The organism is Cupriavidus metallidurans CH34, assembly GCF_000196015.1.
GTDB classification, from domain to species: Bacteria; Pseudomonadota; Gammaproteobacteria; order Burkholderiales; family Burkholderiaceae; genus Cupriavidus; species Cupriavidus metallidurans.
Genome location: NC_007973.1, coordinates 845,220 through 867,236 on the forward strand (window position 1 = coordinate 845,220; position 22,017 = coordinate 867,236).

Here is a 22,017-nt window from a genome sequence, read left to right on the forward strand (position 1 = left end):
GTGATGCGTACGTATTGGTCTAGACATCCGTCTGTCATCTACCAAAGCTAACGTATTGCCCATGCATACGATCTCTCAAGCATCATCGACCCCGCTCGCGGGGATCACCGGCCGCCGCGTGATGGGCGCCGACGGCATCGGCCTGGCAATGTTGGGCATTCATAACGGCAGCGTGATGGCGCAGCCACCCGCAAGTGGCCCCTGCATCGACGCGGGCGACCTGCTGGTGCTGCCGGGCATTGTCGACATTCATGGTGATGCGTTCGAGCGTTCCGTGATGCCGCGTCCCGGCGTGAGCTTCCCATACGGAGCCGCGCTGCTCGACGTCGACCGCCAGTTGCTCGCGCACGGCATCACGACCGAGTTTCATGGCGTGACCCTGTCGTGGGAGGGCGGCTTGCGTGGCGAGGCCTACGCGCTGCGCATGTTCGATGCGCTGGCCCAGTTGCGGCCCGTGCTGGGCGCGGAGCACAAGGTGCATCTGCGCTTCGAGGCCTATCACCTCGCTGGCGTGGAGACGGCCTTGTCGTGGATGGCGGATGGCCGTGTGGCCCTGCTGGCGATCAACGATCACCTGCCGACCATGGCTCGCCGCATGAGTGACGAACGCAAGCTCGTGCAGTACGCGGAACGCGCCGAGTGCGATACCGAGACATTCCGCAACCGTCTGCGCGCAGCCAGCCGAAATGCGCAGGAAGTGCCTGCCGCGATGTCGTGCCTGATCGCCGCGGCGCTGGCCGCGAACCTGCCGGTTGCATCGCATGATGATCCCGACGTGGCGACGCGCCAGCACTATCATGCCCAGGGCTGCCGGATCGCGGAGTTCCCGCTGACGGTGGAGGCCGCGACGCTGGCACGCCAGATCGGCGACGAGACCGTTTTCGGCGCACCCAATGTGCTGCGCGGCAAGAGCCATACGGGCGCGCCTAACGCCACGGAAATGGTGGCCGCCGGCCTGTGTTCGGTTCTGGCTTCCGATTACTACTATCCCGCGCTGCTGCAGGCCGCATTCAAGCTCGCGCAGCTTGGCGTGTGCTCGCTGCCCGAGGCGTGGCACCTGGTGTCGCGTAATCCGGCACGTGCGACGGGTCTGCGCGACCGTGGCGTGCTCGCGCCGGGAATGCGCGCCGATGCGATTCTCGTCGATGACAGCCAGCTGGGATTGCCGCGTGTCTGCGCCACCATCGTGAATGGTGAGGTGCGCCATGCGTCCGGCGCGCTGTCGATGACTGACCTGGCGGATCTCGCCGACGTAGCCGGCGCTCGCGGCAGCCTGGCGGCATGACGATGCAGGCGCACCGCTACGCGATCTATCTCGCGCCCGCCGAGCCATTTCGCACGTTCGGCGCGCAATGGCTCGGCCGCGATGCCGACACCGGAAATCCAACGCCGTTGCCGGCGGGCATCGCATCGCGTCCCGCCGAGTGGGTCAAGGCCCCGGCGCACTATGCGCTGCACGCCACGCTGAAGCCGCCATTCCGGCTGGCCGATGGTACCGATGCGCCCATGCTCGACGCCGCCGCCCGCGCGTTCGCACGGGAGCGCGCCGCGTTTGACGCGCCGCTGACACTGTGTGCCTTGCGCGGGTTCCTGGCTTGGTGCCTTGACGATGCGCGGGCGCAGGGCGGCAAGCGGATGCATGAGCTTGCCGACGACTGCATGCGTGCCTTCGACCATTTCCGCGCGCCGGCCACGCCGGAGGAAGTGAGTCGGCGACGGCCCGACCAACTCACGGCCGCGCAGCGCGAGATGCTCGACGCCTGGGGCTATCCGTACGCGTTCGATACGTTCACGTTCCATATCACGCTGAGCGGCATGCTAGATGCCGACAACGAGGCCGCCGCGTTCGCGCAGCTATCGGCCAGCAGCGGCAGGTTGCTTGAGGGCCCGCTGCATGTCGATGCCCTCAGTCTCTTCGTCCAACCCGAGCCCGGCGCGGATTTCATCGTCGCACGTCACTACGGCTTCGATGGCACCACTGTCGACGGCGCGGGTGTCGGCTATCTTTCGGCATGACCACACGATTCCACTCCGGCTCCGCGCCTGATGGCAGCGGGCTGTTCTATGTGATGGGCCCGTCCGGCAGCGGCAAGGATTCGCTGCTGCGGACCTTGCGCGAACGGCTGCAGCGCGATGATCGTATCGTGGTGGCGCATCGCTATATCACGCGTGCCGCCGACGAAAACGAGGCATCGGTCGCGCTGTCGGCGGACGAGTTTCACCGCCGCGCGGATCTTGGCTGCCTGGCGCTGCACTGGAATAGCCACGGCTTGCACTATGGCATTGGCGTGGAGATCGAGCAGTGGCTGGCGCAGGGCATCAAGGTTGTCGTCAATGGCTCCCGAGAGTACCTGCCGCAGGCCGTGGCACGCTATCCGCATCTATGCGCGGTGCATGTGCGCGTGACACCCGAAGTGCTGGCCGCGCGTTTGCGCCAGCGCGGGCGTGAGTCGGCAGAGGGAATTGCCCGGAGGCTGGCACGCGCGGCGCAGCCGTTCGATGTGCCGCCTGGCTGCCGGGTGGTCGAGATCGACAATAGTGGCGAACTGGCCGATTCGGCCGATGCATTCGCGCGGTTGGTTGGCGCTGTGGGGGATTGAGCACAGCCTGTGTCCCCCGGCTTCTCGCCACTACGCGGGAGAGGGGGAACATCAACGGTGCTTCGAATCCTGGTGGCTTGCACCCTTTCCGCACATGTGGGAGCGTGCCCGGAGGAGAGGGCACGCGTTTGAGCGATGCCCCCGGGTACGACTCAAAGCGCCGTACTGAAACTGATCCCGTGCTCGGTGAACCCGAGCTGCCGATAGAACTGATGCGCCTGCAGGCGCCGCGCATTCGATGACAGCATGAGTTTGGCCGCGCCGGCTTCACGCGCCAGTCGCATGGCTTCCTGCATCATCTGCCTGCCGATTCCACGGCCTCGCGCAGCCGGTGCGACGACCACGGCTTCGAGTATCGCCTCGGGCCGTCCGTCGTGCACCATCACCGGAAACACCAGCAGGCTGAACGTGCCGAGCGGCACCCCGTCCGCATCGAACATCAGATAGACGCGGTAGTCCGGGTAGCGACGCATCGCGGCAAAGCGCTCGCGCATGGTCGCGAGCGGCAGCGGTGTCTCGTTATCCATCGTCGCCAGCAGGGCGGACAGGTGCAGCAGCTCTGCGTCGACGCATTGCACTTCGCGGAGCATCAGCGCTGTGGAGAAATCGGCTTCGCTCATGCAACGCGGACACAGCGTGCCGCCATGTCGAGATAGTGGGACAGGGTAGGGGTCTGCAGATCCACCACCTTGGCCAGGTCGTCGTAGCGGCGCAGACGCACAGCGGCGTCGGCGTGCGCCTGCGCGGCGAACACGCTGGCCTGTTCGCCGTCGTACGGCCCGCCCTGCAGCGAGAGGCTGTGCACGGATACCGGCGAGAGCGTGTCGAAGTACGCGGGATCGACTGCGCACAGATAGCGCTTGGCCGCCACGTGCATTCGCACCGGCTCAGTGACGTCTTCGCCGAACAGGCTGGCCAGCGCGTCGGCACCGGTTTCCTGGTGGCGCATGTCGGTGGTCAGGCTTTCGGCCAGCATCAGGTGGCCGATGTCGTGCAGTAGCGCAGCGACGATCAGCGGTTCCGGATCGCCAGCCTGCTCGGCAAGCAGCGCACACTGCAGCGCGTGGGCGGTCTGGCTGATGGCCTCGCCGCCGTAGTACGCGGTGCCATGGTTTTCAAACAGCGCGGCGATGCTGGACAGGGTCAGCGTGGTCATACGAGCACCTTGCGGATCTGGGCGGAGACGATGTCGAGGCCGGTCACGAACACGATGATGATGATCATCACCGCACAGGTTTGCGCATATTGGAAGCTGCGGATGATCTCCCACAGCACGGTGCCGATGCCGCCTGCGCCGACAATGCCGACCACCGAAGCGGAGCGCACGTTCGACTCGAAGCGATACAGTGCGAACGACAGCCACAGCGGCAACACTTGCGGAATCACGCCGTAGACGATTTCTTCGATCGGGCCGGCGCCCGTGGCGCGCACGCCTTCGACGGGGCGCGGATCGATCGCTTCCACGGCTTCGGCGAACAGCTTGGCCAGCACGCCCATGGTGTGGATCCAGAGTGCCAGCACGCCGGCGAACGGTCCCAGACCCACGGCGACGATGAACAGCATCGCGAAGACCATTTCATTGATCGCGCGGCAGGCATCCATCAGACGGCGGGCGGGTTGATAGATCCAGGGCGGCACGATGTTGGCCGAGCAAAGCAGGCCGAACGGCACGGCCATGACGACGGCCAGCGCGGTGCCCCACAGCGCGATTTGCACGGTGACGAGCATCTCGTCGAGATAGGTGTGCCAGTCGCGGAAGTCAGGCGGGAAGAAATCGGCGGCGAACTTGGCCATGTTGCCGGAGTCGCGAAACAGGTCCATCGGACGCATGTCGGCACCTTGCCAGGACATGGCGAGCGTGGCCAGTACGATTGCCCAGATCAGCATCACGGAAAGGGAATTGCGCGGCGGCCGGACGGTACTCTGGGGTGTGGGCGGCAGGCCGGGCTTGGCGGTGGCGGTCATGGGCAGTCGGAAGAGGTAAAGCTGAAGCGGAAAATGCAAAGCCGATGGCGACCCGAGTGGCGCCATCGGCTTCAGGCGAGGCTTACTGCGTGCTGCTGGCGCGGTCGAGTTCGGCCAGACGGCGCGAGACGTCGGCCAGCTTCTTTTCCTTGTCGGCAGCGGCCAGCGTGCTGTCGGATTCGATCTTGGCCTTTTCCTTGGCCAGTTCGATCTGACGGATCGGCACGAGCTGGGCATCGGTCGAGACGCGGAAGCCCTGGTAGGTCAGCGTGGCCAGCGCCTGCTTTTCGCGTGCGGCATCGGCGCCCTTGCCATAGTTGACGAAGAAGTCCTGGATCTTCTTCTTCAGCTCGGGCGGCAGGTCCTTGCGGTAGACCAGCGGATCGGCCGGGATCAGCGGCGACTTCCACAGCACGCGCACGTCGTCATAGGCGTTCTTGCCCGTGTTGATGCGATAGCGCTCGAAGTTCTCGGTGTTGTTCACGGCCACGTCCACCTGCTTGTTCAGCACCGACAGCAGGTTGGTTTCGTGGTTGCTGATGCGCACGGCCTTGAACAGCGTCTTCGGATCGACCTTGTTGGCGGCCCACAGGTAGTAGCCCGGCACGGCGGTGCCCGAGGTGGAATTCGGATCGCCGGCGCCGTAGGTCAGGTCCTTGCCGCGCTTGATGACGTCCTCGACCGACTTCAGGTCGCTATCCTTGCGCGCGATCAGCAGCGACCAGTAGCCCGGGTTGCCGTCCTTGTCGATCACCGATGCGAACACTTCGCCGTTGGCGCGGTCCACGGCTTCCATGGCCGACTTGTTGCCGTACCAGGCGATCTGCACTTTGTTGAAGCGCATCCCTTCGATGATGCCGGCGTAGTCCGAGGCGAAGAACGGCTTGACCTGCACGCCGAGTGCGCGGCTCAGGTCGTCGATCACGGGCTGCCAGGCGGACTTCAGGTTCGACGACGTTTCCGTCGAGATGATGCCCATGTTCAGGGTCTTGACGTCCTGGGCGAAGGCGGGCAGCGCGACGACACCCGAAGCGACCACGGCGAGGAAAGTTCTGCGAAGCATCGATGACTCCGTTTGGAAAGGCTGAAGGTAAATACGGGTTGGGTGAATCGGGTATTCGGGGCTGACAGTGCGAGGCCGGCGATGCGATGGGCTGGCGTGGTGAGGCGTGCGAGGCAAGCCTCAGGCCGCGGCCAGATCCATCCTGACCATCACCGGCGCGGGCACGCCTTCGGCGCAAGAGGGGGCCTCTGGCACGCTGTCGTGCAGTAGCTCGTCGGCCTCGCTGCCGTACAGGTCGCGCAGCATCTGCTGCGTCAGCGCGGCGGAGGGCCCGTCATAGACCACCTTGCCGTGACGCAATGCCACCACGCGCGGGCAATAGCGCATCGCCACGTCCACCTGATGCAGCGACACCACCACGGCGACTTTGCGCGTGCGGTTAATCTGCGCCAGTTGCGACATCACGCGACGCGACGATTCCGGATCGAGCGAGGCGATCGGCTCGTCGGCCAGGATCACTTGCGCGTTCTGCACCAGCGTGCGGGCGATCGCAGCACGTTGCTGCTGCCCGCCCGACAGGGTCGAGGCACGCTGAAACGCATAGTCGTCTATACCAACCTGAGCAAGCGCATCGAGTCCGGCTTGCACTTCGCTGGCCTTGAAGATGCGGAGCAGGCTGCGCCATTTCGGCACGCGCGTCAGCATTCCCACGAGCACATTGGTGATCACAGGCAGGCGGCCGACCAGGTTGAACTGCTGGAATACGAATCCGATGTCCGCACGTACACGGCGCACATCGCGGGCCAGACGTCCGTTACGCTGCACCGTGCGGCCGTTGACGAGGATCTCGCCCGAACCGGCATCGCCCGTGACGAAACCGGCCACATGGCGCAGTAGCGTCGATTTGCCCGAGCCCGATGCGCCCAGCAGCGCAACCATTTCACCCGGGGCGATTTGCAGCGTGACATCGTCAAGCGCCTTGCGGTCCGCGCGGAACGACTTGCTCAGTCCGCGGACTTCAATTGCATGCGTCATGTCGACTCCTTCCTTGAATGACAGGCGCATTCTGGCGGCCGACAGTGACAGAACGATGACGCCGGTCGGCGTCATTCTCAATGGCCGATCACGGATAGAACATTCCCTTAGTGTCCCGGCATGTCAAATTGATGTCCCGAGCAGTCAAATCGACATTCGGTGAGCCCCCATACTGCTTGACGCACCGCCGGATTCTGGAGGGAAAAACGGCGGGCTTCCGATAGAAAACCAGGCAGTTGTGACAGGGCCCGACAGCCGGCCTGCACAGGAGACACCGCTCATGCACCATCTTTCCGCCGACACGCAGCAGGCCAACAACAACGACTATCTGGTCAGCAAATCACGCGCATGGTTTGCGTTTGCCATGACCTTCGCGCTGATGCTCTTCGACTACATCGATCGTCAGGTGATCGTGTCCTTGTTTCCGCACCTGAAGGCCGAGTGGAACCTTTCCGACAAGCAACTGGGCGCGCTGGTGTCGATCATCTCGGTGGTGGTCGCGCTGGGCGGCATCCCCGTTGCGCTGTTGGCGGACCGCGTCAGCCGCGTCAAGAGCGTGGTGGTCATGGGCGTGGTCTGGAGCCTGGCCACGATTTCCTGCATGTTTACCCGCAACTACTCGCAGTTGTTCATGGCGCGCGCGATGGTGGGTGTGGGTGAGTCCGGCTACGGCTCCGTCGGTGCGGCGCTGATCGCCAGCCTGTTCCCGGCAAGGTTGCGTTCGATGCTGCTCGGCGCGTTCTTCGCGGCCGGATCGATTGGCGCGGTGCTCGGCGTGGTGCTGGGTGGCGTGATTACCGCACGCTGGGGCTGGCAGGCCGCGTTCGGCGTGGTGGGTGTGCCCGGCCTGCTGCTGGCGCTGCTCTACATGTTCGTGCCGGACTACAAGACTGCGGCGCTGGACACGCGGCCGGCCCATGAGCAAGGGCAAGCAAAGGGCCTGCTCGCGCACATGGTGTCGGCGCTGACGAGCTCGCGCACGCTGTGGTGGACCTGCCTGGGTGCGGCGCTGCAGCTTGTCGTGGTATCGACGATCTGGGCCTGGCTGCCGAGCTACTTCAATCGCCTCCACGGCACGCCGGTGGATCAGGCTGCCATGCAGTCGGCGTTGATCGTGCTGTGCGGCGCGGTGGGTTGCTTCGTCTGGGGCATTGTTGCGGATGTCGCCGGCACCAAGCAGCCGCGCAACAAGCTCAAGACGGTGTCGTTCCTGTGCATGGTGACCGCGCCGATCCTGGTGGTTGCATTCAGCGCCGCGGAGTCCATGAACCAGCAGTTCCTGCTGATCGCGCTGGGTGGCTTCCTGATGACATGCACGGTTGGGCCGGCTTCGAGCGTGGTGCTCGACGTGGTGCATCCGGGGCTGCGCTCCACCGGCGCTGCGCTGCTGTCGCTGTTCCAGAACCTGTTCGGACTCGCCATCGGTCCGTTCGTAGGCGGTGCGCTCTCCGACGCATTCGGCCTGCAAGCGGCATTGACGGCAATGCCGGTCTTTGGCCTGCTCGCGGCGCTGTGCCTGCTGCGCGCATCGCGCACCTATGAGCGCGATCTGCAGGAGGTGGCGCAGATCCAGTCCGCCATCGCCGAACAACCCGCCGGGGCCGCGGCTTCGATGACAGCGTGATGAGTGAAGTGGATGTGCCTGGGGCAGTCGTAGCAGCGGGCGCGGAAGCGGGCCCCAGGCGCCCCAGCGTCGGCAGCATGGCGGCACTGACCGCTGGCTTGTCGATGCTGGGGCAGTTTGCTATTGCGACGTACCTGCCAGCGTTCGCGGCAATTGCGAACGCGCTTCATGCGAGCACTGCCGAGGTCCAGCAATCGCTGACGGCCTACCTGTTGCCGTTTGCATTGCTGCTGCCCTGGCACGGTGCGATCTCGGACGCGATTGGCCGCCGCCGCATGATTCTTGCGGGCTGCGTGTTCTTTGTAGCCGGATCGTTGGTCTGCGCCGGAGCGACCGGCATCGACATGTTCTACGTCGGGCGGGCACTGCAAGGCGTGGGGGCAGGGATCGGCGTCATCGTCGGGCGCGCGATGGTGCGCGATACGTTCGACGGCATGCAGGCCCAGAAAGTCATGGCCCTGATCGCGATGATCTTCGCGCTGGCGCCGGCCCTGGCGCCGATCTGCGGCGGCTGGCTGCTGGTCTGGATGGGCTGGCGCAGCATCTTCGTGTTCCTTGCGCTGATCTCGGGGAGCCTGCTGGTTTCCTGCTGGATCTGGGTGCCGGAGACATTGCCGCCAGCGTGTCGGCATCCGATGCACCCAAAGGTGCTCGCGCGGGGCTACTTCGCCATGCTGTCGAGCCGAAGATTCATGTCGCTCGCGCTGGCCAATGCCGGTGTCAACCTGGCGATCTACATCTACGTCTTCGCGGCGCCACGCTTTGTCTATCAGCATCTGGGGCTCGGCGCGCAGTCGTTTGGCTGGCTGTTCATTCCGATCGTGGCGGGCATCATCGCGGGTGCGCTGGTGGCGCATCGCATTGCCGGCCGCACGACTCCGGAGTCCAGCGTGAATCGGGGCCATGTCGTGATGATGGCGGCCGGCGTCTTCAATCTCGCGGTGGCCGCGCTGCACCTGCCGCCGATGCCTTGGGCGCTGGTCGCATTGCCGGTCTTCGCGGCAGGAATGATGATGACGCAGCCCAGCCTGCAGCTGCTGGCGCTGGATTGCTTTCCGGAGCGGAGGGGTCTGGCCTCCAGCGGCTACGTCACGGCGCAGCAGATCGGCAATTTGCTGTCTTCCGCGTTGCTGGTGCCGCTGCTGCTGGACTCCACGATGAAGATGGCGCTCGGCATGGCCGGCTTGCAGATCGCAGGGCTCGTGGCGTTCCACGTGGCCCTGCGTGGCCGGCGGGTGGGGGTTACATCAGAATGATGTCGTATTGCTCCTGGTGGAACGTCGATTCCACCTGGAGAGAGATCGGCTTGCCGATGAAGTCCCCGAGCATCGCCAGATGCTGGCTTTCTTCCTCGAGGAACAGGTCGATGACTTCCTGCGAGGCCAGGATCCGGAACTCGCGCGGATTGAACTGGCGCGACTCGCGCATGATTTCGCGGAAGATGTCGTAGCAGACCGTTCGCGGCGTCTTGACCTGGCCCTTGCCGGTGCAGACCGGGCACTGCTCGCACAGCACATGCGCGAGCGATTCGCGCGTGCGCTTGCGCGTCATCTCCACCAGACCGAGTTGCGAGAAGCCGTTGACCGTGATGCGCGTGCGGTCGCGTGACAGCGCGCGCTTCAGTTCGGAGAGCACCGCGTCGCGATGCTCCACGTTCTCCATGTCAATGAAGTCGATGATGATGATGCCGCCCAGGTTGCGCAGCCGGAGCTGGCGCGCGATGGTGTGCGCGGCTTCGAGATTCGTCTTGAAGATCGTATCGTCGAAGTTGCGCGCACCGACATAGCCGCCCGTGTTGACGTCGATCGTTGTCATCGCCTCGGTCTGATCGATCATCAGGTAGCCGCCGGACTTCAGGTCTACCCGGCGCGACAGCGCCTTTTCGATTTCCGCGTCGATGTTGAACAGGTCGAAGATTGGGCGCTCGCCGGTGTAGTGCGACAGACGCGGCAGCACGGCGGGCGTGTATTCCTGCGCGAACTCCACCAGTTTCTGGTAGTTCTCGCGCGAATCGATCTGGATCACGCCAGTGGCATCGTTGATGAAGTCGCGCAGCACGCGCTGGGCCAGGTTCAGGTCCTGATAGAGCAGGCTCGGCGCGGGCAGCGTGGTGGCGTTGGAGCGGATCGTCGCCCAGATCTTGCGCAGGTAGGCGATGTCGTTGCCCAGTTCCTCGTCGCTGGCTTCCTCGGCGATCGTGCGCACGATGAAGCCGCCGCGCTCGTCGGTGGGCACCAGGCCCTGCACGCGGGCACGGAGCGCCTCGCGGTCGATTTCACCCTCGATACGCTGCGAGATGCCGATATGCGGATCCTGCGGCAGATAGACGAGTGTGCGGCCTGCGATGCTGACCTGTGTGGACAACCGCGCGCCCTTGGTGCCGATCGGGTCCTTGATGACCTGAACCATCAGTGCCTGGCCCTCGAACAGCGTTTTCTCGATGGCGAGGTGGCCGTTCTTGTCGCCGTCACGCGGATGCCAGATGTCGGCCACGTGCAGGAACGCGGCGCGCTCCAGGCCGACGTCGATGAATGCCGATTGCATCCCCGGCAGCACGCGCACGACCTTGCCCAGATAGATGTTGCCGACCAGCCCGCGCGTTAGCGTGCGTTCGACATGGAGTTCCTGAACGGCCGCCTGCTGCACGATGGCGACGCGTGTTTCCTGCGGCGTGATGTTGACGAGGATGTCTTCGGTCATAGCGATGGATACGCTTAATCTCGCGTCGCCGATCCGTTGGCGCTTGTTGTTGTGGCCCGGCTCGTGGCCGGGCATTTGACCCCAGTGGCCTTGTCGGAGAGGTTGGGTCGGAAGGCCGGGCTGGAAGCGCCGGTCAGAAGTGCAAACCGGCCTCGCGCAGCAGTGCCGCCGTCTCGAACAAGGGCAGGCCCATGATACCCGAATAGCTACCGTCGATCCGCTCGACAAACTCCGCCGCGCGGCCCTGGATGCCGTATGCGCCTGCCTTGCCGAGCGGCTCGCCGCTGGCCACGTAGCGCTCGATCTCGGGGGCGAGTATCGGGCGGAAAGTGACGTGGGAGATCGACAGCGCATGGCGCTGACCGGCGGACGTCGCGACCGTCACGGCAGTCAATACGCGATGGGTGGTGCCGGAAAGCGACGCCAGCATGGCAGCGGCGTCGCGCGCGTCGGCGGGCTTGCCGAGAATGTCGCCGCCACGGCAGACCGTGGTGTCGGAAGTCAGGATCGGCGCGTCGGGTAACCCGCGACGCGCGCGGCGTTGAAGTGCCGCGTCGGCCTTCAGCGCGCAGACTCGCTGGACGTAGTCATCGGGGGACTCGCCGGGCCGGACGGCCTCGAGCGCTTCGGCATCCTCGCCGGCATCGGCCAGCAGCAGTTCATAGGTCACGCCGAGCTGCGTCAGCAACTCGCGGCGGCGCGGGCTCTGGGAAGCCAGATAGAGGATGGAGGTCATGGGAAATCGAGGCGAGAGAAACGGTTGCCCCGATTGTACTGGCTTGCCTTTTCGCTATCACGGAGAGCGGGCCAACCGCCGCCGGTGTTCAGGCCCGATGATCCAGGCCCAATGACTCAGGCGCGATGATACGGATGATTCTGCGTGACCGACCAGGCACGATAAAGCTGTTCGGCCAGCAGCACGCGCACCATGCCGTGTGGCAGCGTCAGGCTCGATATACGCAACAGTGTGTGTGCGCGTGCCTTGAGCGCCGGATCGAGGCCGTCCGCACCGCCGATCAGGAAGGCGACGTCGCCGCCTTCGCGCTGCCAGCCGGTCAGTTGCTCGGCCAGTTGCACGGTGGTCCAGTCCTTGCCGCGTTCGTCGAGCGCCACGATCCGGCACTGCTTCGACAGCGAGCCGAGCACGGCCTCGATGCGCGCGGCTTCGCGTTGCATCACCGTGGCGGCATTATTGCTCGATGAACGGGTTTCCGGCTTGACCTCGCGAAGCTCGATGCGCAACTCGGGCGGCATCCGCTTGGTGTACTCGTTGAAACCGGTTTCGATCCACGCGGGCATCTTGTGGCCGACAGCCACGATAGCAAGTTGCATGAGAGATGCCCGGTGGTCGGTACGTCAGGAAGGGTCAGGCCGAACGCGTTGCGCGCTTGCGCGGTGCGGCGGTCTTGGCAGCAGCCGTCTTGGTCGCGGTGGTCTTGCGAGCCGTCGTTTTCGTGGCGGTGCCTGTTGCCGACTTGCGGGCCGGCGTCTTGGCGGCCGTGCCGGTCGTCGTCTTGCGAGCCGTCGTGGTCTTGCGTGCCGGTGCCTTGGCTGCGGTGCCCGTGCTGCTGGTCTTGCGCGCCGGCTTGCGGATCGTGGCGATCGCGTCCGGATCGGTGTCCTCGTGACCCATCGGCGGCGACGGCTCCTTCATGCCTTCCGGCAAACGGGCCAGCGCCGGGCGCAGGTTCGATGCGCGACGCACGCGCGGGGCCGGCTCGGCATCCTCGTCGTCCATCGGCTCGCTGGCCTTGGCCAGGCCCTTGCCAGCAGCCAGCTTCACGCGCACCGGCTTGTCGCCCCAGATCTCTTCCAGGTTGTAGTACAGGCGCAGTTGCGGCTGCAGGATGTGCACCACGGCATCGCCGCAGTCCACCAGCACCCACTCGCCGGTCTCCAGGCCCTCGACCGCCACGATGTGGCCGCCGGCATCCTTGACCGTATCCCGTACCGACGCCGCCAGCGCCTTGGTCTGACGGTTCGAATTACCGCTGGCGATCACCACCCGGTCGAACAGTTCGGTCAGGTGAGTGGTGTCGAACACCTTGATGTCCTGCGCCTTCACATCCTCGAGCCCGTCGACGATCGCGCGCTGCAGTTTACGAATATCCATGGTGTCTTTCTTGTTCAGCTTCATTCGGTAGGGGGGCGCGTCGGCTCAGGCCTGCTGGTACAGGCCGTGACGCGCGATGTAGTGTGCCACGCCGGCGGGCAACTGGTCATCCGCCGGATCATTCGCGATCGGGCCATCGGCCAGGCGCTGGCGCAGGCCGGTGGAGGACAGGTCGACGGCAAGCGTCTGGTCGATCCACATATGGCCGGAGGGCGTGCATTGTATCAGGTGCGTGTCCGCGAGCCGTTGCTGCATCGCGTCGAGCACCGGGCCGTCCAGTGCCGCGAGGTCGAAACCCGGGCGGGTGGCGATGCATAGGTGCACCTGCTCGAACAGGGCCTCCCAGCCGTGCCAGGTGTGCAGGCGCAGCAATTGGTCGGCGCCCATCAGCCAGGACATCGACGTGTCGGCGCCGTATTCGGCACGCAGCTGCCGCACCGTGTCGATCGTGTAGCTCGGGCCCTCGCGCTCCACTTCCATGCGGCTCACGCGGACCTTGGCGCGGCCCGGATCCAGCGTGCCGGCGGCCAGTTCCGTCATGGCCAGGCGGTCGGCGGCGGGGGTGACGTGGTCGCCCTTCTGCCACGAGTGGCCGGTGGGAATCCAGACCAGTTCGTCCAGATCCAGGTGATCGATGCACAACTGGGCCAGCGCAACGTGGCCGCGGTGCGGAGGGTCGAAGGTGCCGCCGAGGATACCCAGGCGGTAGGGACGCTGCTGTCGGTTGGCGGTGGCTGGCTTCTTATCGGTCATCGATTCAGGCCCAGTCCCGCGCCGGCAGGAAATCGGTATAGAGCGCGGCTTCCGGGGTGCCCGGCTCGGGCTGCCAGTCGTAGCGCCACGATACCTGCGGTGGCATCGACATCAGGATCGACTCCGTGCGACCGCCCGACTGCAGGCCGAACAGCGTGCCACGGTCGAACACCAGATTGAATTCGACGTAGCGGCCGCGGCGATAGGCCTGGAAATCGCGCTCGCGCTCGCCATAGGCGGCGTCCTTGCGTGCGGTGAGGATCGGCAGGTAGGCGGCGAGGAACGCATCGCCGACCGAGCGCAGCATCTCGAAGCTGCGGTCGAAGCCGAGCGCCGAGAAATCATCGAAGAAGATGCCGCCGATGCCGCGTGCCTCGCCACGATGGCGGAGGAAAAAATACTCGTCGCACCACTGCTTGAAGCGCGGATACAGGTCGTCGCCGAACGGGGCCAGCGAATCCTTGCAGGTGCGGTGGAAGTGCGCGCAGTCGTCGGCGTTGCCGTAGTACGGCGTCAGATCCATGCCACCCCCGAACCACCAGACCGGTTCCGCGTCGGGCTTCACGGCGATGAAGCAGCGCACGTTCATGTGCACGGTGGGCACGTACGGGTTGCGCGGATGGAATACCAGCGAGACGCCCATCGCCTCGAAGCTGCGGCCGGCCAGTTCAGGCCGGTTGGCGCTGGCCGACGGCGGCAGCGTGTCACCGCGCACGTGCGAGAACCCCACGCCAGCCCGCTCCATCACGGCGCCGCCCTCCAGGATGCGCGTGCGGCCACTGCCGCGCAGGCGCTCGGTGGGGGGCTTCTCCCAGTTATCGGTCAGGAACGCCTGGCCGTCGACAGCGGCGATGGCGTCGGTGATGCGGTCTTGCAGGCCGAGCAGATAGTCACGGACTGCCTGGGAATCGATCATGATGGGTGGGTCTGAATAGGCCGGTAGCAGGACAGCCGGGCGGCGGGCGCTCCGGCTGTCATTGCGGTGTCATGATTGTACCGGCTGGCTTCGCCCCACGTGTCGTGGGGCGAATGGTCGGATACCTGGGGTCATCAACGCTTGATGGCGCGGTATCCGATGTCGGTGCGGAATTGCATCCCGTCGAAGCGGATCTGTTCCACTGCGGCGTAGGCGTTCTTCTGTGCTGCCTTGACCGTATCGGCCAGGCCCACCACGCAGAGCACGCGGCCGCCGGAGGTCAGCAGCGTGCCATCCTTGAGCGTGGTGCCGGCGTGGAACGTCACGGCGTCGGCGGTTTCCGCGGGGATGCCGGTGATCGCATCGCCCTTGCGCGGGTTTTCCGGGTAGTCGTAGGCGGCCATGACCACGCCCAGCGCGGTGCGGCGATCCCAGTCCAGCTCGATCTGATCCAGCTTGCCGTCCACGGCCGCTTCCATCACATCCACCAGGTCGGTCTTCAGGCGCGCCATGATCGGCTGCGTTTCCGGATCGCCCATGCGGCAGTTGAATTCCAGCGTCTTCGGGTTGCCGTTGGCGTCGATCATCAGGCCGGCATACAGGAAGCCCGTGAACGGGATGCCGTCCTTTTCCATGCCACGCACGGTCGGCAGGATAATTTCGCGCAGCGCGCGCGCATGGAGCGCGGGCGTGACCACGGGGGCAGGCGAGTACGCGCCCATGCCGCCGGTGTTGGGGCCCGCGTCGCCATCCAGCAGACGCTTGTGGTCCTGACTAGTGGCCAGCGCCAGCACGTTCTTGCCGTCGACCATCACGATGAAGCTGGCTTCCTCGCCTTCGAGGAATTCCTCGATCACGACCCGGGCGCCGGCATCGCCGAGCTTGTTGTCGGCCAGCATCATGTCGACCGCAGCGTGCGCTTCTTCCAGCGTCATCGCCACCACCACGCCCTTGCCCGCGGCCAGGCCGTCGGCCTTGATCACGATTGGCGCGCCTTGGGCGTCGATATAGGCGTGGGCGCCGGCAGCGTCGGAGAACGTCTGGTAATAGGCCGTGGGAATGCCATGGCGGTGCATGAAGGCCTTGGCGAAGTCCTTCGACGATTCCAGCTGGGCGGCGGCCTTGGTCGGGCCGAAGATACGCAGGCCGCGGGCGCGGAACACGTCGACGATCCCGCCAGCCAGTGGCGCCTCGGGGCCAACCACCGTGAACGCCACACCTTCACGCTCGACGAAGGCGGCCAGCACCTCCGGGTCGGTCAGCGGCACGTTCTGCAGACGCTTGTCCAGCGCCGTCCCGCCGTTGCCCGGTGCCACGTACACGACTTGCACCTTGGGGGACTGGGCCAACTTCCACGCCAGCGCGTGTTCACGTCCACCCGAGCCGACAACCAAAACTTTCATGATCCACTGCCAGAAAAGAAACGCATGCGAAAAGCGGCAGCTGGCTGGTGCCGGGCTGCCGCCATGGGGCGCGGCGCGAGAGGCTTATTCCTCGACCACCGCGTTGGTGAAGACTTCCTGTACGTCGTCCAGGTTTTCCAGCGCGTCCAGCAGCTTCTGCATCTTGACGGCGTCGTCGCCGACGAAGCTCACTTCGTTCTGCGGCTTCATTACCACGTCGGCCACTTCGGCCTTGAAGCCGGCGGCTTCCAGCGCGGCCTTGACCGCGCCGAAGTCATTGGGCGGGCAAGTCACTTCGATCGATTCGTCGTCGTTGGTGACCACGTCGTCCGCGCCGGCTTCCAGCGCGGCGTCCATCAGCTTGTCTTCCGGGGTGCCCGGGGCAAACAGGAACTGGCCGCAGTGCGTGAACATGAAGGCCACCGAACCTTCGGTGCCCATGTTGCCGCCGTGCTTCGAGAACGCGTGGCGGACTTCGGCCACGGTACGGGTGCGGTTATCGGTCAGGCAGTCGACGATGATGGCGGCACCGGCCAGGCCGTAGCCTTCGTAACGGATTTCTTCGTAGTTTGCGCCTTCCAGGCCACCCACGCCGCGCTGGATCGCGCGCTGGATGTTGTCCTTGGGCATGTTCGCGTCCATGGCCTTTTCCATGGCCAGGCGCAGACGCGGGTTGGAGTCGAATTCGCCGCCGCCGAGCTTGGCGGCAACGGTGATTTCCTTGATCAGGCGCGTCCAGACCTTGCCGCGCTTGGCGTCAGCGGCGGCTTTCTTGTGTTTGATGTTGGCCCATTTGGAATGACCGGCCATGTTTCTCTCCGTGGCGCAAAAACGAATCGTGCGGCGTGCGGCCGCTGTTGGCGCGGCGCGGGCGTGGATCAGGCTTCCTTGACAGTTGCTGACAATCCGGCGGCCGCGCCATGTGATTGATGTGCCAATCTGCTGGCTATAATCAGCGCAGGATTTTATCACGCGCCCCCGCCGCTCCGAAGCGCCACGCATCGTGCTTCCGCCGATGGCTGCGGGTGCATTTCCACCTCGTTCATTCCCGCTTCCCGAGATCACATGGCCGATCCCATCCTCATCGCCAAGAATGCCGACCAAGAACTCGTGCTGTTGCCCGAAATGGGCAACCGCCACGGCCTGATCACCGGGGCGACCGGCACGGGCAAGACCGTCACGCTGCAGACGCTGGCCCAGGGCTTCTCGCGGCTGGGCGTGCCGGTGTTCATGGCCGACGTAAAAGGTGACTTGACCGGCATTTCCCAGGCCGGCCAGCCCACGGACAAGCTCAAGGCCCGCCTGGCCGAGCATGGCCTGCCCGAGCCGGTCTGGGGCGCATGCCCGACCACGCTCTGGGACGTCTTCGGCGAAAAAGGCCACCCGGTGCGCGCGACGGTTTCCCATATGGGGCCGCTGCTGCTGTCGCGGATGCTCGAACTCAACGATACCCAGGAAGGCGTGCTGAACCTGGTATTCCGCATCGCGGACGCTAACGGCCTGCTGCTGCTCGATTCCAAGGATCTGCGGGCGATGCTCCAGTACGTGGGCGACAACGCGGGCCAGTTCACGACCGAGTACGGCAATATTTCGGCGGCGTCGATCGGCGCGATCCAACGTGGTCTGGTGGCGCTCGAATCGCAGGGAGCGGACAAGTTTTTCGGCGAGCCGATGCTCAATCTCGAGGACTTCATCCAGACCGAGAAGGGGCAGGGCGTGGTCAACATCCTGGCCGCCGACAAGTTGATGAACGCGCCGCGGCTCTACGCGACCTTCCTGCTGTGGATGCTGTCCGAATTGTTCGAGAAGCTACCCGAGGCCGGCGATCTGGAAAAGCCCAAGCTGGTGTTCTTCTTCGACGAGGCGCATCTGCTGTTCAACGATGCGCCCAAGGCGCTGCTCGACAAGATCGAGCAGGTCGTGCGGCTGGTGCGCTCGAAGGGCGTGGGTGTGTATTTCGTGACGCAGAATCCGGTCGATATCCCGGACACTGTGCTCGGTCAGCTTGGCAACCGCGTGCAGCACGCGCTGCGCGCATTCACGCCGCGTGACCAGAAGGCGGTCAAGGTGGCGGCCACGACGATGCGCGCGAACCCGAAGCTCAATCTGGAGCAGGTTATCGGCGAACTCGGCGTGGGGGAGGCGCTGGTGTCGTGCCTCGACGCCAAGGGCACGCCCTGCGTCACCGAGCGTGCCTGGGTGCTTGCGCCCGGCAGCCGTATCGGCCCGATCACGGACGACGAGCGTCGGGCGTTGATCGCGGGGTCACTGGTGGCGGGTACCTATGAGAAAACGATTGACAGGGAATCGGCGTACGAGAAGTTGCGCGGCAACGCGGCGGCGTCGGGAACGGGAACGCCGGGGCCGGCCAGTGGCGGCGCGGCAGGCGGGACAAGTGGTAGCGCGGAGCAGGGCGGCTGGCTCGATCAGGCTGGCGAGATCTTCGGCACGCTGACGAAAGGTACCGGCAAGACCGGGCGCGGCGATTCGATCCTTGAGTCGATGGCCAAGTCGGCGGCGCGGACGGTGGGTTCCCAGGTGGGACGGGAACTGATTCGCGGCGTGCTGGGCAGTCTGCTCGGCGGCGGCAAGCGCAAGTAGCCTGCGAAGCTGGACCAACGCCGATGCATCAAAATAAAACGCCCGCGCGATGCGGGCGTCTTTCATGGGGATCGTCAGGGGCCGGGGCCAGCGCCGGCGCCGCTGGCCAGAGGCTCAGTTGCCGCCGCGCCGCGCAGCCTCTGCGTCCTCGCGCATCTTGCGCGCGAACATGCGCGCAAAGAACGCGCCCATCCCGATGATGAAGGCAATGACGGCCAGACTGCCGAGCCCGGTGGGCGTTGTGAACAGGATCTTGATGGCTTCCATGTGGGACTCCCTTCGCTTTTATATTGATTCACCGTGTATGGCGGACAGTGTAGTCAGTACAAGGCACGGGGAAAGGTCATCCCACAAAAACTTTGAGGCGCATCAAGCGCCTCAATTTCATTCAGACGAATCCAGTTCAGTTCGGGCTTAGTTCTTGGTGCCGAAGAGACGGTCGCCGGCGTCGCCGAGGCCCGGCACGATATAGGCATGGTCGTCCAGATGGTTGTCCAGCGAGGCGACGTAGAGCTTCACGCCGGGGTGGGCCTTCTGGAACACCTCGACGCCCTCGGGCGCAGCCACCAGCGCCACGAAGGTGATGGATTCGTCCTTGACACCACGGCGCTTGAGCACATCCACCGCATGGGCAGCCGAATAACCGGTGGCGACCATCGGGTCACACAAGATGAACGAGCGATCTTCCACGTCCGGCAGGCGCACCAGATACTCCACCGGGCGGTGCTGATCGTCGCGATATACGCCGATATGGCCGATACGCGCCGACGGAATCAGTTCCACCAGGCCGTCGCTCATGCCGACGCCGGCGCGCAGCACGGGCACGATCGTCAGCTTCTTGCCGGCGATGACCGGGGCGTCCAGCGGCACCAGCGGCGTGTCGATGCGGCGCGTGGTCAGCGGCAGGTTGCGCGTGATCTCGTAGCCCATCAGCAGCGTGATCTCGCGCAGCAACTCGCGGAACGTGCGTGTCGACGTTTCCTTGTCGCGCATGTGCGAGAGCTTGTGCTGGATCAGCGGGTGATCGAGGATGAAGAGATTGGGAAAGCGCGGATCTTGTTTCATGGCGGCAGGCTCGGAAATCGGGAAGGCCCCCCCTGGAGCGGGAGGGCCCTGTGCAGCGCGATTGTAATGGATGCGCGGGCCTGCCCGGTGGTCAGTCCACCGTGATCCCGGCCGACTTTGCGACCTTTCCGAAACGTTCGTATTCAGTCTGAGTCAGTGTCTGCAATTCGGCTGCACTCGAACCCTTCGGATTGAAGCCGGCCTGGGCCAGCTTGTCGCGCACGTCCGGACGCGCCAGCGCCTCGACGAACGCCGTATTGAGCGCCTGCACCACCGGCGCTGGCAGGTTGGCCGGGCCGTAGACGCCGAACCATGGTTCTACCGCGTAGCCCGGCAGTCCGGCTTCGGCCAGCGTCGGCACATTCGGCAGCGACGGCGAGCGTGTCTTGCCAGCCACCGCCAGCGCGCGCAGCTTGCCAGCCTGGATGTGCGGCAACGAGGCCGGCAGGTTGTCGAACATCACCTGGATGTGGCCGCCGAGCATGTCGTTGATGGCCGGGCTGCTTCCCTTGTACGGCACGTGAGTCAGATTCGTCTGCGTCACCTGCGAGAACATCGCGCCGGCCAGGTGCATCGAGGTACCCGTGCCAGCCGTGGCATAGGTCAGCCCCGGATGAGCCTTCGCATAGGCAATCAGTTCCGGAACGGTTTTCACCGGCAGGCTCTCGCTCACCTCCAGCACGATGGTCGAGGTGCCGAGCAGGCTGATCGCCGTGAAGTCGCGCCGCGGATCGAACGGCACGTGCTTGTAGATATGCGGGTTGAGGGCGTTGGTCGAGATCGCGCCGAAGCCGATCGTGTAGCCGTCGGCCGGTGCCTTGGCCACGGCATCCATGCCGATGTTGCCACCGGCGCCCGGCCGGTTCTCAATGACGACCGGCTGGCCGAGCTTTTCGGCCACGCGCTGGCCCACGGTGCGGGCTACGAGGTCGGTGGTGCCGCCTGCGGCGTAGGGCACGATGAAGCGGATCGGCTTGCTCGGGAAGCTGTCGGCGGCAAAGGCGGCCGACGGCACGGCGAACGCGAGCAGGGTAGCGGACAGGATGGCACGGCGGCGCGCCGTGAAGCGGTAGGACGGCATGACTCGGGTATCTCCAGTTTCTTGTTGTTCCTGCGCGGCGCGCGGCTTTGGCGCGCCGCGCAGGCGCCGGCCATTGTATGGGAAAGCAGGCATTGGCGCGGCCCCGGCGAGCATTGCGTCTTTTGGCATACAATCGCCGGGTTCCCGCCGCGCGCCGCACGAATCGAACGTGCCGGCCCGGCGTATGCCCGAACTGCGTCCCCCGTGCCTGCCTCCCAGAAGTCTTTGTCTCCGCCCGTCGAAGTGCCTGCCGCACAGCGCGTCGGGCTTGCCGTCGCGGCCATCGGCGCCGTGCTTTTCTCGGCCAAGGCCATCGTCGCCAAGCTGATGTACCGCTACAACGTCGACGCCGTGATGGTGATCACGCTGCGCATGTTGTTCGCGGTGCCGTTGTTCATGGCGATCGGCTGGTGGCAGGCGCGCAAGTTGCCCGCGTTGTCCTGGGCCGATCGTGGCCGTGTAGTGTTCCTGGGCTTCATCGGCTACTACCTGTCGAGCTTCCTCGATTTCATTGGGCTGCAATACATCACCGCGAGCCTCGAGCGGCTGATCCTGTTCCTGACTCCCTCCTTCGTGCTGCTGACGACCGCGCTGGTCTTCCGCCGGCCTATCGCGGCCCGCCAGTGGATATCGCTGCTGCTGGCCTATGTGGGCATCGTGCTGGTGTTCGCGCACGACCTCGACGTGAGCGGCCCGCAGGTCTGGCTGGGCGGCGCGCTGGTGCTTGGCAGCGCCATGTCGTATGGTGTGTATCTGATCCTGAGCGGTGAACTGGTGCAGCGCGTGGGATCGCTGCGGCTCGTGGCCTATGCGATGTGCGTGTCCACGTTCTGCTGCGTGGTGCAATATCTGGCGTTGGGCCGGCCGATCGCGGAACTCGCGCAGCCGGCGCCGGTAATGTGGCTGTCCGTGGTGAACGCGGTGTTCTGTACCGTGTTGCCGGTGTCGCTGACGATGATCGCGGTGGCGCGGATTGGTGCGCCGATGGCGTCGCAGGCTGGCATGATCGGTCCGGTCTCGACGTTGCTGCTGGCGTTCTGGCTGCTGGGTGAGCCCATCAGCGGTGTGCAGATGATCGGTAGCGCCCTGGTGCTCGGCGGCATGTATCTGCTTTCGACGAAGAAAGCCTGAATTCGAAAATTCGAGAAGAATCAACCA

Annotated in this window: 23 protein-coding genes; 7 read left to right on the forward strand and 16 right to left on the reverse strand. The window is 65.2% G+C overall.

What is annotated here, in order from left to right; all coding sequences use genetic code 11:
- The first annotated feature begins 61 nt into the window (after positions 1-61).
- The 3 genes from RMET_RS03855 to phnN are packed head-to-tail and all read left to right on the forward strand — an operon-like array spanning position 62 to position 2,600.
- Complete coding sequence (locus RMET_RS03855) at positions 62-1,285, forward strand: alpha-D-ribose 1-methylphosphonate 5-triphosphate diphosphatase (RefSeq protein WP_011515609.1); 1,224 nt, start codon at positions 62-64, stop codon at positions 1,283-1,285.
- Entirely contained in the window at positions 1,282-2,016 is a 735-nt protein-coding gene (locus tag RMET_RS03860) for a DUF1045 domain-containing protein (RefSeq protein ID WP_011515610.1), read from the forward strand. Before RMET_RS03855 ends, RMET_RS03860 begins: the two co-directional genes overlap by 4 nt.
- Positions 2,013-2,600: a phosphonate metabolism protein/1,5-bisphosphokinase (PRPP-forming) PhnN gene (gene phnN, locus RMET_RS03865; protein WP_011515611.1), complete on the forward strand. Its 588-nt coding sequence runs from the start codon at positions 2,013-2,015 to the stop codon at positions 2,598-2,600. Before RMET_RS03860 ends, phnN begins: the two co-directional genes overlap by 4 nt.
- Before the next feature lie 152 nt (positions 2,601-2,752).
- On the opposite strand, the gene RMET_RS03870 is transcribed toward phnN, so the two are convergent.
- The 5 genes from RMET_RS03870 to phnC form a co-directional block, all read right to left on the reverse strand.
- Positions 2,753-3,220, reverse strand: coding sequence for a GNAT family N-acetyltransferase (locus RMET_RS03870; protein ID WP_011515612.1), 468 nt, complete (start codon positions 3,218-3,220; stop codon positions 2,753-2,755).
- Positions 3,217-3,756, reverse strand: coding sequence for a phosphonate degradation HD-domain oxygenase (locus RMET_RS03875; protein ID WP_011515613.1), 540 nt, complete (start codon positions 3,754-3,756; stop codon positions 3,217-3,219). The genes RMET_RS03870 and RMET_RS03875 overlap by 4 nt, the downstream gene beginning before the upstream one ends.
- The gene (phnE, locus tag RMET_RS03880) at positions 3,753-4,565 is read right to left on the reverse strand and encodes a phosphonate ABC transporter, permease protein PhnE (RefSeq protein WP_029308312.1); all 813 of its coding nucleotides are present in this window, start codon (positions 4,563-4,565) and stop codon (positions 3,753-3,755) included. Before phnE ends, RMET_RS03875 begins: the two co-directional genes overlap by 4 nt.
- Before the next feature lie 82 nt (positions 4,566-4,647).
- A complete protein-coding gene (gene phnD / locus RMET_RS03885) occupies positions 4,648-5,628 on the reverse strand; it encodes a phosphonate ABC transporter substrate-binding protein (RefSeq protein ID WP_008645163.1) in 981 nt (326 codons plus the stop codon).
- 120 nt (positions 5,629-5,748) lie between these two features.
- The gene (gene phnC / locus RMET_RS03890) at positions 5,749-6,603 is read right to left on the reverse strand and encodes a phosphonate ABC transporter ATP-binding protein (RefSeq protein ID WP_024570712.1); all 855 of its coding nucleotides are present in this window, start codon (positions 6,601-6,603) and stop codon (positions 5,749-5,751) included.
- A gap of 280 nt (positions 6,604-6,883) precedes the next feature.
- On the opposite strand from phnC, the gene RMET_RS03895 reads away from it, so the two are divergent.
- Both RMET_RS03895 and RMET_RS03900 read left to right on the forward strand, forming a co-directional pair.
- On the forward strand, positions 6,884-8,227 hold the full coding sequence (locus RMET_RS03895) for an MFS transporter (RefSeq protein WP_011515616.1): 1,344 nt from the start codon (positions 6,884-6,886) through the stop codon (positions 8,225-8,227).
- Positions 8,227-9,483 (forward strand): multidrug effflux MFS transporter, encoded by a 1,257-nt coding sequence (locus RMET_RS03900; protein WP_011515617.1) that lies wholly within the window; start codon positions 8,227-8,229, stop codon positions 9,481-9,483. Before RMET_RS03895 ends, RMET_RS03900 begins: the two co-directional genes overlap by 1 nt.
- On the opposite strand, the gene rng is transcribed toward RMET_RS03900, so the two are convergent.
- From rng to RMET_RS03940, 8 genes are all read right to left on the reverse strand, one after another.
- On the reverse strand, positions 9,470-10,927 hold the full coding sequence (rng, locus tag RMET_RS03905) for a ribonuclease G (RefSeq protein ID WP_029308310.1): 1,458 nt from the start codon (positions 10,925-10,927) through the stop codon (positions 9,470-9,472). The genes RMET_RS03900 and rng overlap by 14 nt on opposite strands.
- Positions 10,928-11,060: 133 nt before the next feature.
- Entirely contained in the window at positions 11,061-11,663 is a 603-nt protein-coding gene (locus RMET_RS03910; RefSeq protein WP_011515619.1) for a Maf family protein, read from the reverse strand.
- A gap of 116 nt (positions 11,664-11,779) precedes the next feature.
- Positions 11,780-12,259, reverse strand: a complete 480-nt coding sequence (rlmH, locus tag RMET_RS03915; RefSeq protein ID WP_011515620.1) for a 23S rRNA (pseudouridine(1915)-N(3))-methyltransferase RlmH — start codon at positions 12,257-12,259, stop codon at positions 11,780-11,782.
- A gap of 34 nt (positions 12,260-12,293) precedes the next feature.
- A complete protein-coding gene (rsfS, locus tag RMET_RS03920) occupies positions 12,294-13,040 on the reverse strand; it encodes a ribosome silencing factor (protein WP_029308308.1) in 747 nt (248 codons plus the stop codon).
- Positions 13,041-13,085: 45 nt separating this feature from the next.
- Positions 13,086-13,793, reverse strand: a complete 708-nt coding sequence (locus tag RMET_RS03925) for a nicotinate-nucleotide adenylyltransferase (protein ID WP_011515622.1) — start codon at positions 13,791-13,793, stop codon at positions 13,086-13,088.
- 4 nt (positions 13,794-13,797) lie between these two features.
- A complete protein-coding gene (gene hemF, locus RMET_RS03930) occupies positions 13,798-14,709 on the reverse strand; it encodes an oxygen-dependent coproporphyrinogen oxidase (RefSeq protein ID WP_011515623.1) in 912 nt (303 codons plus the stop codon).
- A gap of 134 nt (positions 14,710-14,843) precedes the next feature.
- Positions 14,844-16,112, reverse strand: coding sequence for a phosphoribosylamine--glycine ligase (gene purD, locus RMET_RS03935; RefSeq protein WP_011515624.1), 1,269 nt, complete (start codon positions 16,110-16,112; stop codon positions 14,844-14,846).
- Positions 16,113-16,196: 84 nt separating this feature from the next.
- Entirely contained in the window at positions 16,197-16,922 is a 726-nt protein-coding gene (locus RMET_RS03940; RefSeq protein WP_011515625.1) for a YebC/PmpR family DNA-binding transcriptional regulator, read from the reverse strand.
- Positions 16,923-17,177: 255 nt separating this feature from the next.
- Here RMET_RS03940 and RMET_RS03945 point away from each other — a divergent pair, with 255 nt between their 5' ends.
- Entirely contained in the window at positions 17,178-18,713 is a 1,536-nt protein-coding gene (locus RMET_RS03945; protein ID WP_011515626.1) for a helicase HerA-like C-terminal domain-containing protein, read from the forward strand.
- 114 nt (positions 18,714-18,827) lie between these two features.
- On the opposite strand, the gene RMET_RS32025 is transcribed toward RMET_RS03945, so the two are convergent.
- The 3 genes from RMET_RS32025 to RMET_RS03955 form a co-directional block, all read right to left on the reverse strand.
- Entirely contained in the window at positions 18,828-18,980 is a 153-nt protein-coding gene (locus RMET_RS32025; protein WP_008645176.1) for a DUF3149 domain-containing protein, read from the reverse strand.
- Positions 18,981-19,127: 147 nt separating this feature from the next.
- Entirely contained in the window at positions 19,128-19,778 is a 651-nt protein-coding gene (gene upp, locus RMET_RS03950; protein ID WP_008645177.1) for a uracil phosphoribosyltransferase, read from the reverse strand.
- Between the two features lie 91 nt (positions 19,779-19,869).
- Positions 19,870-20,859 (reverse strand): Bug family tripartite tricarboxylate transporter substrate binding protein, encoded by a 990-nt coding sequence (locus RMET_RS03955; RefSeq protein WP_011515627.1) that lies wholly within the window; start codon positions 20,857-20,859, stop codon positions 19,870-19,872.
- Between the two features lie 243 nt (positions 20,860-21,102).
- Between RMET_RS03955 and RMET_RS03960 the strand changes: the two genes are divergently transcribed.
- Entirely contained in the window at positions 21,103-21,990 is an 888-nt protein-coding gene (locus RMET_RS03960) for a DMT family transporter (RefSeq protein ID WP_011515628.1), read from the forward strand.
- The last annotated feature ends 27 nt before the right edge of the window (positions 21,991-22,017 follow it).